The following is a 13857-nucleotide window of genomic DNA, read 5'->3' on the forward strand; positions in this document are numbered from 1 at the left end:
TGTACTGATTTTATCTTCTTTTTTAAATATCGTATTCTATTTCTCCCACATAATGCAGTGAAAAATCATCATTTTCTACAGAAACCGGATTAGGAATAACAAATCGTGTCGCAAAGATGATCGCATTCACGGGCGTGTCCAGACTAAGTTCATTCAGCTTTTTTTCTAAGATCGGAATCCATTGGTCAGCATAAGAATATTCTGCAAATTTGTCATAAAGACTAAGGCTTTCATCCTCAAAACCATATTCTATAAAGTCATCGTCAAACCACTTGATATTCTGTGATTCTGCAAACTTGGAAACATACTGATCATCAGTTTCTTCCTCTATATAATAATTTTCATCCTCCTCTACGAAGCTATAGAAATCTTCTTCATTTTTGAAATATCCTAACCAGAAGTGTGAAATTTCTTTATCCATAATTGTATATAAGTTTTATTTTTTAATATTTTTTAGCAAGTGAGATTTTTCACCGCTGATAAGCATACTGGTCATTATTGTGAAGCCTGTTTCATCTCCTATATTCACATTGATTTTTTCTGAAAACTGCTGAATGAAATCTCCATTATTAAGATCATAGAGCCGGAATAATGAATTTCCAAAGGTCATTCCCATAGATTGGTTGATATTGAAAACAACCGGAAGCAGTAATAGATCTGCATTGCCGAATTTTTCTTTAATATAGTTCATTTCCTCACCAGTTATTATGCCTGTAAGATTAGGAAACATTTTTACTTCTTTGGATTTATAATCTTTCTCAGCGATTTTCTTTAAAATATCGATCACCCTTGTATCCATATTTGCCCGTAAAACAGCTGCATCTTTAAATTTTAATTGAAGAGTATCCCTTAAAATTTGATTTGTAATATCGTCATTATCTTTAAAATCATTGATAATGGGTACAAAAGCAACCGTTGACCCATCACTTTTAAAAGAATAATTTTCATTAAATACTTTTTGGGCATGTAAAAATGTCATTCCGGATAATACGGTAAATAATGCGAAAATAAGGTTTTTCATAGGCGTTTTTTATGACAATCTCTTTGTTGAATCCCTTTTATGCAAGGAAATTGCTGTAACTAAAATATAATATTACAAAAGTTTTTTCCAGAAATACATTTTTTGAGGAAACAACATAAAATCCCCGCAGCAAAGATAGTTCCTTAATAGTATTTATTGTAAATTTATTATCTGTTTAAATTGTAAAATATGGATTTTCTTCAGGATCATTACGCCATTAAAAATGAATTGCTGCTTATCCTTATATCTGTTATTTTAGGACTGTTCATTGGTGCCGAAAGAGAATACCGTAATAAATCGGCTGGTCTCAGAACCTTTATTCTTGTGTGTTTTGGAGCCTGCCTGTTTACCATACTTTCTATAAAAATAGGTGTTGCCAATCCGGATCGTTTGGCAGCCAATATCATTACGGGAATCGGATTTCTGGGAGCAGGAGTTATTTTCAAAGGAGATAATAAAATTGAAGGAATTACCACAGCAACCACTATTTGGGCCACCGCTTCTATAGGAATGGCGGTAGGTTCCGGCTATATTTATATTGCGCTCCTGGGAACGGCGTTAGTTTTAATTGTTTTGAGTGCCTTAACCTATCTTCAGAATTTTATTGATAATTTCCATAAAGTGAGAGAATATAGAATAACACTTACCCATTCAGAAGATATTAAATATTGTGAAAATATTTTTAAAGAATATCATTTAAACTATCAGATGATCAAGCAGCAGTATTCACAGGGAAGTTTGGCTGTCATATGGAGACTGACAGGTAAAAATACCCATCACGAAGAAGTAATCAGAAGGCTGGTAGACGATCCGAAGATTATAGCCTATCAGTTTTAGGATATAAAAGCAAAAAAATAAAGGCTCAAGCCTTTATTTTTATTTTTTCTTGAATACATAAAGATCCTTGTTTGGGCCATCAATCTCTTTTCCTTCCATATCCAGTTGGATCAGCATATTCTCACCTACTTTATATTTATAGTTGGCAGATTTCCCTTTTAAAGTAATCATGCTTCCTGTAGCATCCCATACAAAAGAACCTTTATCCTGGTTTTTTGAATTTCTCTCAAGGTATTCCTCGGTAATACTGAATGTTTTATCATCATTTAATGTCAAAGAAGTCTTTATTCCCGGGCAGTCGGCGCAGGGAACTGTTGCTTCATAAGTTCCCGCCCAGTCCAGTGCATTTTCAGAGGTATCACCTGCAGCTGTAGGAGTAGCTTTAGTGATGCTGTCTGTAGCAGCAGGTTGTACAGCCACAGCAGAATCTGTAGTGTTGGTCGTTTCAGTAGCTTCCTTTTTAGAACATGAAGCGAGGAAGAGAACAGATGTCATTCCTAACACAAACATTTTGCTTTTCATCATAATAATTAATTTAAGGATGTTTTTTAACAATAAAGTTACTTCCAATCAACAAAAACTGAGCCAGAGGAACATTGAAGAGCAGATTTCAGCAATGGTGAATAGTCAATTCGCTTTACTTGTCAATTTTTATTTTTTGCATCAATTTTAAATGAGTAAATGATGAATTGGAAGTGCCTTCTGAGAAAAAAATCACCATTCACTTGCGAAGCAAATTCACCATTGACTATCCAACTTTTGAATGCATTGTGAAGAGTGAATAGTCAATTCGCTTTGCTTGTCAATATTTCATGAATTTACTTCTGTCTGATCATAAAAATTCACCTTTCACTTGTGAAGCAAAATTGGCCATTCACGATCAACCTTTTTAAAAAAGACCTCGCAACAGTTTTTCCATCTCTTTTATAAAGCCTGTTCATATTTTTCTTTGTAAATTGGGGCAAAATTTTGATTATGACAAAAAAGATACTTTTATCTGTATTTCTTTTGCCGGCTGCAATGGCATTTGCGCAACAATATGGAGGAATGTGGATTCCTACAGAGCTGAATGAAAAGGAAATGAAGGATTTAGGAATGAAGATCTCTGCAAAAGATATTTTCAATCCTCAGAAACCAAGCATTAAAGATGCGGTTGTACAGTTTAACGGCGGATGTACTGCAGAAATTATTTCACCTAAAGGATTGCTTTTAACCAACCATCACTGTGGTTTTGGGCAGATTCAGGCACACTCTACCGTTCAGAATGACCTGCTTTCAAACGGATTCTGGGCAAAAAATACAGCAGGAGAACTTCCCAACCCGGGAGTAAAAGTAGATTTTATTGTAGATATAAAAGAAGTTACTGATCCCATATTAGAAGGTACAGATAACCTTACAGAACCTGAACTTACTAAAAAGATCAACAACAATATTGAGGTGTATAAAAACTCTCAGAAAATTGAATCTTACCAGTCGATCATGGTAAAGCCAATGTATTATGGAAACAAGTACTATGCTTATACCATAGAAACGTATAAAGATATCCGTCTTGTAGGAGCACCTCCTCAAAGTATCGGGAAATTCGGAAGTGATACTGACAACTGGGTTTGGCCGAGACACACAGGGGATTTCTCTATGTTCAGAATTTATGCGGACAAGAACAACAAACCTGCAGAATATTCAAAAGACAACGTACCTTACGTTCCAAAACACTACTTACCGGTTTCTATCAAAGATAAAAACGAGAACGATTTTACTTTTGTTTTCGGATTCCCGGGAAAAACTACAGAATACCTTCCTGCAATCGCTGTAGAGAAGATCATGAAAGATATTGATCCTGCAAGAATTGCGGTACGAGATGTTGCTTTAAAAACGTTGGATGAAAAAATGCGTGTTGATAATGAAACACGTATCAAATATGCTTCAAAATATGCTTCCGTTGCAAACTACTGGAAAAAGTGGATTGGTGAAATAGAAGGATTGAAAAAATCCAATGCAGTAGAAAAGAAAATAATGTATGAAGGTTCTTTGGTAGCTAAAAACCCGGAGATTAAAACTACTTTGGATCAGCTGAATAAACTGTACAATGATCAGGCTCCTTATGCATTAAACAATGCTTACTTCACAGAAGTTATCAAAAATGCTGAGACTTTGAAATTAGCTGGTGATTATTATGACTTCGTTGCTTCTGTAGAAGCAGGGAGAATGGATGAAAAGGAACTTTCAAAACTGAAAACAAAATTAACTTCTTTCTATAAAGACTACAGTGCAGAGCTAGATGCTAAAGTAACAGCAAAACTATTGGCTTTATACGTTAATAAAACGGCACCTCAGTTTTTACCAACGGGATTCAACAAATATAAAGATGAAAATGCCAATATTCCTGTTATAGAAGATATGTCTAAAAACTCTGTTATTACAGGAAGAACAGCTGTAAACGGAGGAACATTGACTGCCGATATTGATAAAGCATTTTCTAATCAGGATAAACTGATAAAGACTTTAAAGAAAGATCCTATTTATCAATTATATGTTTCGATGAAAGAAACCTATACGAAAACTGCAGATCCGCAATATACTTCTATGCAGGCAAAAATTGATGCTTTACAGAAGAAATTCATGGCACAGCAGATGAAGACGGATAAAGACAGAAAATTCTTCCCGGATGCGAACTCAACACTTCGTGTAACGTATGGTAAAGTAAAAGGTTCTACTCCCAGAGATGCGGTTTCTTACGGATACCAGACTCATCTTGCAGGGGTAATGGAAAAGTACGTTCCCGGAGATTATGAATTTGATGTTCCAAAGAAACTGATTGATCTTTACAACAAAAAAGATTTCGGAATCTATAAAGATAAAACTGGTGATGTTCCTGTAGGGTTCACTGCAACGAACCATACTACCGGAGGAAACTCAGGAAGCCCAGCTCTTGATGCCAACGGAAACCTTGTCGGATTGAACTTCGACAGACAGTGGGAAGGAACAATGAGTGATATCAATTATGACCCGCGTTTCAGCCGAAATATTATGGTAGATACAAAATATATCCTTTTCATCATTGATAAGTTTGCTGATTCAAGATGGCTTGTTGATGAAATGAAAATCATAAAATAATTTTAAAAGTTATACCTTTAAGAATCTATTTGAATTTAATTTTGAATAGATTCTTTTTTATTTAAAATAGGATGAAAAACAGAATCATCAATGTTTTGGCAGCTTTTGAATCTGAGAATATCGGGAAATCATTTCCGCTGGATTATTGTCTGCCGCTTTATCATAGTGTTTCAGACAAAGAACTGCCTCATTTAAAACATGTGATCCGCTATAAGACGACCCAGCAGTTTGAAGACGATCTCGATCATATGGCCGGGAATTTTCAGTTTGTGAATTGGCAGGAGTTTAAAGAATTTACGTCCGGGAATTTCAAGCCTCAGAAAAAGATTGCCATGCTCACTTTTGATGATGGTTTCAGAGAATTCTATGATATTGTCGTTCCTATTTTGGAAAGAAAGGGAATATATGCCTGCAATTTTATCAATCCCGCTTTCATAGACAATAAAGATATGATGTTCAGATGCAAAGCAAGCCTTCTTGCCGATGCTGCTGAAAAAAAGAAAACCATTGATCCCGAAATTTATTTTATCTTATCGTTGAAAAATGCAGACAGAAGCATTTTACAAAAGAAAATTTTATCTGTAAATTATCAGCAAAAAGATATTTTGGACAGGCTTGCTGAAAAATTTGAAATAGATTTTAAAGCGTATTCAAAAGAATATCAGCCTTATCTAAGCACAGAAGAATTAAAAGAACTTACCCGTAAAGGTTTCGGAATTTCTTCGCACAGCTGGGATCATCCGAAATATGGAGACTTATCTTTGAAACGGCAGATGGAAACAACAGATAAAACCTTTGATTATTTAAAAGAAAATGGTTTTTTATACGAAAGTTTTGCCTTCCCTTTTACCGATTTTGAAGTAAAGAAAGAATTTTTTGATGAACTTTATAAAAATGAAGACATCTACTGCAGCTTTGGGTGTGCAGGTATAAAACTGGACAGCGTAAAGAGAAATTTCCAGAGGATTCCAATGGAAATGGGAGAGAGCGGAGCACAGATACTGAAAAGGGAAATCACTTACTTCAGACTGAAAAGCCTTATTAATAAAAATATGATAGTGAGAAAATGATAGCGCTGAAAACTTTCAATAGAAACCAGCTGGACGATTTTATATCATCCGGAGCTTTCCGGCAGTATGATTTTCTTCCGATTACCGGACATCGGGCGCTGTCTCATATTCAAAATCCAAAAGCATCAGATGAAGATGTACTTCTTATTCTTGCCTTTTATGAAGAAAAACTGGTAGGTTATGTGGGATGTTTTCCTGATTCCTTTATTATTGATGGAAAAGAAATCCGTTATGCCTGGCTCAGTACTCTGTATGTAAACCCGGAATACAGAAAAAAAAGACCAGCCAAAGCATTACTGAAAAAAGCTTTTGAAGAATACGAAGGCAGAATTGCCATTACAGAATTTACCAAAGAGGCAGAAGCACTCTACAATATTATGGGTGTTTTTGAATATGTTTTTCCTAAAGAAGGCAAACGATATTACTTCAGAACCGATGCGGCGAAAATGATTCCTGAAAAGAAACCGGGAACGAAACCTTTGAAACCTCTTTTTCAAATTCTGGATGCTGCAGCCAATGGACTGATCTCAATAAAGAACCTGGCAGTACAAAAACCAGATTTCAAATATGAAGTTCTGAATAGGATCGACAAAGAAAGTACAGATTTTATTAATGGATTTTCTGGGAGACGTGACGCATATGAAATCAATACCTTTATCAGTTATCCCTGGGTTTTGGAAGGTAAAAAAGATGAAAAATACCTGTTTTCAAGTTTTGCTGACAGCTTTAAGTTTTATTGGATTAAAATTTTGGATCAGGATAATAACATTTCCTCTTGCTTCCTGTTGCAGCTCCGTGATGGCTATCTTAAAATACCTTACCTTTTTTCAAAATCTGATCTGGCTGAGGTGGTTCGGTTTTTAAATTATTTTATGATAATTCATAAGGTGAAAGGCTTTACCAGTTATCAAATCAGGCTGAATGAAATGATCCGGCATTCAAGCGCATTTTCCCATATCTACGAACGTAATTTTACCAGAGAATATCTCTTCCATACGGACTTACTGAAGCTGCTTCCGGAGGGTTTCAGCCCCAGTTATCAGGATGGAGATGCAGATTGTATGATGGTTTAACAGATCTGCAATATATTTAATCTGGGTTTTGAGACAATAAAATTAATATTCGGGCTATTGAACGCTGGAAAAAAGACTGAAAGTTACTTTCTGTCCTTGTTATTTGCAGAGGTTATCCCGAATCCAATTAATGTTTAGAAAGTTACAATACAGAAAAGCTGGTCTTTATTACCAGAATAGTTTTTTTTATAGTTCTGGTCTTCACGCTGATTAGAACAGGAAGTTCTTATCTCGGACTCAGGCTGTTTAGCAAAAATAGAAATGATAGCAACAGGCTCTGTTTTGCCGGTGTGTAACAAAAAAGGAGATCGAAATGATCTCCCTTTCTGTATTTAGTGTGTTCAATAAGTATTCCTCCGAATATTTTCTTGAGTAAAAGTAAATAATACCTTATTTCCACAAATCACACATTATCTTTTATTAGTACAGACCGTAAGTAGGGGTTGAAATATTTGTGTTGCCGCTTGGTGACAATTGCCTGTAAGAGTTACTGCCGGAAACAATTATTCTGTTTGAATTTTCAAGATCGGTTCCCACCAGCATAGCATTATAACCTAAGTCTACAGAAGTAAGCTGGAGAACTCCATCATAAAGCTGGCTTTGCACCTTGATCCATATATTAGATGTTCCACCAATTTGGGAGAACCTATTAGATAGATCTGTTCCGAATATCCATACATTATGGTTTGTAATAATAACCCCACCATTATCACTAAGGTCAAAGTCTACAATTTTTTCTCCTGCATCCATAGTGATATAGCTGGTAATGTCCTGTAATTCTGAGGTGCTGGCAGTACCAGTTCCCAAGCCGATATTAGATTTCGGAGCATTCACGGATTGAGATGCCCATATGGAGCCGTTGCTAAACATCGCAAGAGTTCCGTTATGTCCAATCATTACTTTCTTTATAACACCCGATGATGCAGTTGCTGATGCAAAAGATGCTGTGATGTCTATCGGAGTAGGTTTATTTCCATTATTTCCAAGGCTGGAACTCATACCTGCTCCTAAATAATATCCCCATGCATATATTTTATGATCATTAGTAATTGCAGTGAACATACTGGAACCGCTAAGGTCTTCGCCTCCCCAGATAGATTTTACATTGCTAAGGGTTGGGATTTTGGTAAAGGTTGGTGTATTACCAGTAGTAATACCTAAACCGGTTTGTCCATTTGTATTAGATCCTGCAGAATATACATAACCTTTGTTAGTAAGAATTATGGTAGCATTCGGTGATGTCTGTACCTGAATGGCTTTCTCGTCAGTAGCAGCTCCTGTTAAAGTAACTTCCTTCCATGATGTGTTTATATTTGAAGTGTTTCCTGTTCCAAGTTTCCCACTAGTATTAGATCCTGTAACAAAAATTTTTCCATCCGTATTGATCATAACATGAGATGATTGGCTTCCGCTTACAGTAAGAACATTACCTTTATACAATCTCTTGGCAGGAGATACGCTGGTTGCTGTTGTTGGTAATCCCAGACCATTAGTAGCATATCCTGAACCAGTGATATATCCATTGTCAGCCGCATTACCAAACACCGCCGTATACATATTGACACTAAATTTTTTCTGCATTAATGGCTCTGTTAAGTTAGAAAAAGAATTGGCTACCCAATAAACACTGCCCAAAGCCGTTATGCTTACACTCGACTGGTCTATAAGACAGTTGGACCATCCTGTTCCTGTTTTTACACGGATACATTGGGAACCCTGGTCATATACTAATGTGCCTTCTACAGCAGTGTTTCCCGATGGGGTGAGTGTATTATTAGCATCATCAACGATGGGGAGAACCAGCCCATTCTTTTTGCCGGTTTGGTTTTTGATGTCCATTACACCCTGAGGATCATGGGTGTAAATCCCGACCTGCGCATTGTATATACAGGATAGCAAGAACATAAATAGAAATACATTTTTTTTCATTTGTAAAATTTTATAGTTTAACATTTATATTTTTAAGATTTGTGATTTTATAGAATATTGCTCTGCGAAGGTAATAGGGATTTTAAATTTTAATCACAAAAGATTAAATCAAAGTGTAAAAGAATGAATCATTTTAATAAAGTGCTGTAAAATATGATGTTATATGTTTTCAGAAAATGTTTAATTGTTTTTTTTATTTGTGAAAATGATTTTTTTTTGAAATTTAATTGTTTAATTGATCTCTTTGTATATTAGAAAATGAAAAATATTGTTAATTTTAAAAATGGAAACAAGTGAACTATTATATGTAAAGGAAAGAGAATTCATGAAGAATTTCGTTTTTTGTATGTCTCCTTTCTACTTTTATATGGGATGCTTTTACTATATTGTGGACCCAAATGGGATCACGCATCTTATAATATTCACTTATTTTGCATCGATTTTAATAGGATTATGGCTTGGATTAAAATTGAATATGACGTTTAAATTTCTCACAACTCTTCATATTCTGGTCTATACTCTGATGCAGTATTGCTTTTATATTACCTACAATACTTTTTTAATACAGGCACTGTACTATATTCCGGCATTTTTGATACTTAATTATCTTTATAGCCTCAAAGTACTGATTCTCTGGTCGGCTTACATAGTGATTTCTTTTCTCAGCCCTTTTGTTTTGGATAATTTTTTTAACTTTTCACATCCGTTGAAGCTGAGCCGGACAGAAGAAATGATCCAGAATATATCTACTTTTGTAGCCGTTATTTTTGGTATATTTTTTATTTTTCATTACTTGAAAATTTTTAACAAAATAAAACAGGATGGATTGCTGAAAAAAGGAAATGAAGAAATTCAGTCAGCTGAAAACCACTCTGAACCTGAAGCTGAACTCCTGGAAGACCATTCCATGGCTCATATTGAAATACCATCAGATTATGCAGATAAATTTGATGAACTCTACCAGCGAATCATTGCTTATATAGAAGAAAATAAGGTATGGCAGAATGCAGATTTTTCTATCAGCCAGTTAGCAGAAAAGCTGTCTTCTAACCGTACATACATTTCTAAGGCTCTGAGAGAAAAAGGAAAAACAAATTTTAATAATCTCTTAAATACTTACCGTGTCCGGCAGGTTTTACAGGATTTTGAAAATCTGGAGCACAAAAATTATAAAATCTCATTTATTTACAGAAAAGCAGGATTCAGCTATCAGGCTAGCTTTAGCCGCGTATTTAAAGAAATTACAGGATATACAGCCACTGAATACCTGAAGCGTAAAGAGAAAATGTAAAAGTTGTCAGAATTCAGTAATACGCTATCAAGATCCATGATCTTATATCTTATACCATCAGAATATAATGAAAAATCTTCAACAGTATATGCTTGAAAACTCCCATAAATTTTCTGTAAACATTAATGATAAAATGGACAAAGAAAAAGGATGTACTAAACTTTGGTACATCCTTCTTTTTGTTATTTAAACATAGGAGTTCGGGATAATGTCTAACAGAATCTCAGTTTATTTAATGACCAAAAATATCCTTAAGACTTACTTCTTTAAATGCTCCCATTTTGTTGACTGCTTTCATATCAAGATTCTCTTTCTTGCCGATAATGGCCGTGTTAAAATGTATTGATTGAACTTCTGTCTTATAAAAATGGTTGATATCCTCAAATTTCAGCTGCTTGATCTGTTCATAAATATCCTTTCTGAAATCATGATAGATATTCAGTTTCTGTAATCTTAAGGTATTGAAGAATATATTATTTCGGGTAACTCTTGTGGAGGCAATCTGTTTCAGCGCTGCATTTCTGGCATTTTCAAACTGAATGGGTACTTCAGGAAGTTCGTTCATCAGTTCATTCAGAGTGTCTACAGCGATCATCAGCTTGTCTGGCTGGGTTCCGATATAGGTAGTCACATAGTCAGGATGGTTCAGCTCAGAGTTTGCAGCATAAGAAACATAAGCAGAGTAGGCCAGACTCTTACTTTCCCGCATCTCCTGGAAAACAATAGAAGACAATCCTCTTCCAAAATATTCATTGAAAACATTGATCTTTCCGAAATGAAGCGGATTCACCTCGTTTCCTTTACCAATCTTGCTCATTTCCATCTGAACCATATCGTAGTTGATGAAATTCACCTTTCCTCCCGTTTCTGGTTCCGGATATTGCTTGGCTTCCGGGATCTGAAGACTTTCAGGCCTTATATAATGACCGATGTATTCTTTAAAGTTCTCAAAGTTTTTACCGTAGAAGAATACCTGATAAGGATATTGGAAAAGCTTTTTCATTCTGTCTGTGAATACTTCAGAATTGCTGTTTTCAAGTTCTTCTTTAGAAATGACATCTGTAAAACGTGAGTTGCTGCCCAGTTTCGTATAATTGTTCAATGCCGTTATAATACGGTTTTTATCTTTCTTGATGGCCTCTCGGTTTTCCAGTACTGTGCCCACAAACTGATTATAGATTTCCTGATCAGGTTGTACATCATGCATCCAGTGCTGAAGAAGAGCAATTCCTTTTTCTATATTTTCTTCCAGTCCGCTTAGGGATATGATCAGTTGGTTGTTCGTGGTTTTAAAATCATTGCTGATTCCGATTTTGAAAAATTCCTTTTTTAAATCCTCCGGTGAAAGGGTATCAGTTCCCAGATACTGCAAAAGCTGAGTAGAAATTCCTAAATCTCTGTCATTATCACTTCCAAAAGGGAAAATAAAATGTACCTGAGCAATATCGTTATACTTATTCTTTACAAAGCTTAATTTCTTTCCGTTACGCTGATCCGTGATGATCTCTTTTTGATAATCAATAAATTCAGGTTTAATATCTTCAGTTTTATCCGCCAGAATCTCTTTTAAAAATTCCGATTGAGTATCACGGTTGATTTTAACAGGAGTAATTCCGGGATTCTCAACCCTGATCAATTTGTCATTCACCCCTTTTTCTTTATTGACAACCACATAGTTTTCTTTGAAAAACTCATTGGCAAAATTTACGACGTCATCTTTGGTGAAAGCAGCATATTCATCCATTTCATTCAGATCCTCTTCCCAGGTTCTTCCTTTTATATAGCAATCGTAAAGATTGGTGGCAAGACCTTCGGCGGTTTCAAGACCTTTCATTCTCTGAAGTTTGAAATCATTGATAATGGCTGGCAGCATCCAGTCCGGAAAATCTCCTTTCTTGATCAGCTCAATTTCATCCAGTACCATATTCTTTGCATCCTCCAGAGTCTGTGTTTCCTTAGGAACTGCAACGATGGAAAAATATCCATACTTTCTTAATCCTACAGAAAAAGCCTGAGCCCAAAGCATCTTCTGGGTCTGATTAATATGCAGATCCAGTAATCCTGCTTCCCCTCTGTTGCTGAGGATATTCGCAACCACATCAGCCAGCATTGCTTCTCTTGTTCCATAGCTGTCTGTTCTCCACGCAAGCTGAGTACGTGGAGTAGTAGGGCTTTTTACCGTTCTCACTACAACTTCTGTAATAGGCTGTTCAGTAATGGGTGTTTTTGAAGGAAGCTCCTTATAAGGTAAAGTTCCGAAATACTGATCGATTAATCGGATCGTCTCATCAAAATCAAGGTCTCCCACCAATACCATAGCATAATTATTGGGAACATAATATTCATCAAAATACTTATGAATAGCTTTCATGGATGGATTTTTCAGATGTTCCGGTTTTCCCAGCGTTGTTTGCTGCCCATTAGGATGAGTGGGGAAAAGAGCATCCATCAGTTCATAGCTCACAAGTCTTGTGTCATTGTCCTGCGCTCTGTTGAACTCCTCATATACCGATTCCAGCTCAGTATGGAAAAGACGAAGAACAATTTCAGAGAATCTTTCCTTTTCTATTTTAAGCCATTTTTCAAGTTCATTGTTCGGAATATTGTTTTTGTAAACCGTTTCATCAAACCAGGTATGCGCATTGGTACCACTTGCTCCCAGAGAAGAAATTGCTTTGTCATATTCATTGGCAATAGCATATTGGCTGGCTTCCTGCGAAACTTCGTCTATCTTTTTATAGATTTCCCTTTTCTTTTCAGAGTCCTGTTCTGCCTTATGTTCTTCATACAAAGCTGAAATCTGATCAAGAAGCTCTTTTTCCTTTTCCCAGTTCTGAGTCCCGATTTTAGATGTTCCTTTAAACATCATATGTTCGAGATAATGCGCCAATCCTGTATTATCAGAAGGATCATTATTACTTCCTGTTCTTACCGGAATAAAGGTCTGTATTCTTGGTGCATCAAAATTCTGAGCAAGAAAAACCTTTAATCCATTTTTCAAAGTATAGATTCTGACCTTGTTTTCGTCATGTGTTACTGTAATATATTCGTAGTGGTTTTTATCTGTATGAACCGTCTCCTTATATTTTCTGTCTATCATATATAAAACTCATTTCATTCCTTAGAAACCGGAATGCACTACAAATGTAAGCAATCAAAAAAAATGTTAGCCTCTTTTTATCATTATTACATCTATTGTTATAGTTGAAAAGGTGAATCATTCACTATAAACTGTTTCTCAAACCCGAATATCATCATATATATGGTAACTATAATTTCATACTCTCACCCTTAAGAGTATAATTCTCTATTTCTTACCAACCCTCTCACCCTCTCACCCTCTCACACTCGAACTCTCGAACTTTTTTTTGGGAGCTTAATCCTACTCTCCATTCCTACTCCTCAGGCTGTCACCCAGAGCGAAGTCGAAGGGTTTCCCACGCTCCAACCTACCGACTCTCCCACGCAAGCTGCGTGGTAACCATTTCTATCAGGGCTAGGGGGGGAGTTATAAATGATAAA

10 protein-coding genes are annotated in these 13857 nt (G+C 35.7%); 5 read left to right on the top strand and 5 right to left on the bottom strand.

Annotated features, from left to right (window positions below):
* Positions 1-22: 22 nt before the first annotated feature.
* Positions 23-421, bottom strand: a complete 399-nt coding sequence (locus tag EK417_RS07115) for an immunity 22 family protein (protein WP_110367896.1) — start codon at positions 419-421, stop codon at positions 23-25.
* Between the two features lie 15 nt (positions 422-436).
* The gene (locus EK417_RS07120) at positions 437-1021 is read right to left on the bottom strand and encodes a hypothetical protein (protein WP_076596277.1); all 585 of its coding nucleotides are present in this window, start codon (positions 1019-1021) and stop codon (positions 437-439) included.
* A 189-nt stretch (positions 1022-1210) separates the two neighbouring features.
* On the opposite strand from EK417_RS07120, the gene EK417_RS07125 reads away from it, so the two are divergent.
* The gene (locus EK417_RS07125; RefSeq protein WP_110367897.1) at positions 1211-1858 is read left to right on the top strand and encodes an MgtC/SapB family protein; all 648 of its coding nucleotides are present in this window, start codon (positions 1211-1213) and stop codon (positions 1856-1858) included.
* 39 nt (positions 1859-1897) lie between these two features.
* Here the strand turns inward: EK417_RS07125 and EK417_RS07130 are convergent, their stop codons facing one another.
* Positions 1898-2383 carry a copper resistance protein NlpE gene (locus EK417_RS07130; protein ID WP_228457904.1) on the bottom strand — a complete coding sequence of 162 codons (486 nt, stop codon included), beginning with the start codon at positions 2381-2383 and terminating at the stop codon, positions 1898-1900.
* Positions 2384-2833: 450 nt separating this feature from the next.
* Between EK417_RS07130 and EK417_RS07135 the strand changes: the two genes are divergently transcribed.
* From EK417_RS07135 to EK417_RS07145, 3 genes are all read left to right on the top strand, one after another.
* Positions 2834-4972: a S46 family peptidase gene (locus EK417_RS07135; RefSeq protein ID WP_083688855.1), complete on the top strand. Its 2139-nt coding sequence runs from the start codon at positions 2834-2836 to the stop codon at positions 4970-4972.
* Positions 4973-5043: 71 nt separating this feature from the next.
* Positions 5044-6042: a polysaccharide deacetylase family protein gene (locus EK417_RS07140; protein ID WP_136521734.1), complete on the top strand. Its 999-nt coding sequence runs from the start codon at positions 5044-5046 to the stop codon at positions 6040-6042.
* Positions 6039-7115, top strand: a complete 1077-nt coding sequence (locus EK417_RS07145; protein WP_136521735.1) for a GNAT family N-acetyltransferase — start codon at positions 6039-6041, stop codon at positions 7113-7115. Before EK417_RS07140 ends, EK417_RS07145 begins: the two co-directional genes overlap by 4 nt.
* Before the next feature lie 420 nt (positions 7116-7535).
* On the opposite strand, the gene EK417_RS07150 is transcribed toward EK417_RS07145, so the two are convergent.
* A complete protein-coding gene (locus EK417_RS07150; RefSeq protein ID WP_136521736.1) occupies positions 7536-9044 on the bottom strand; it encodes an RCC1 domain-containing protein in 1509 nt (502 codons plus the stop codon).
* Positions 9045-9837: 793 nt separating this feature from the next.
* Here EK417_RS07150 and EK417_RS21000 point away from each other — a divergent pair.
* Positions 9838-10335, top strand: a complete 498-nt coding sequence (locus EK417_RS21000) for a helix-turn-helix domain-containing protein (RefSeq protein WP_168801943.1) — start codon at positions 9838-9840, stop codon at positions 10333-10335.
* Positions 10336-10567: 232 nt separating this feature from the next.
* Here EK417_RS21000 and EK417_RS07160 read toward each other — a convergent pair whose 3' ends face one another.
* The gene (locus EK417_RS07160) at positions 10568-13435 is read right to left on the bottom strand and encodes a M16 family metallopeptidase (RefSeq protein WP_136521737.1); all 2868 of its coding nucleotides are present in this window, start codon (positions 13433-13435) and stop codon (positions 10568-10570) included.
* Positions 13436-13857: the final 422 nt, after the last annotated feature.

Origin of the sequence: Chryseobacterium candidae (genome assembly GCF_004916905.1) — a bacterium.
Taxonomy (GTDB): domain Bacteria; phylum Bacteroidota; class Bacteroidia; order Flavobacteriales; family Weeksellaceae; genus Chryseobacterium; species Chryseobacterium candidae.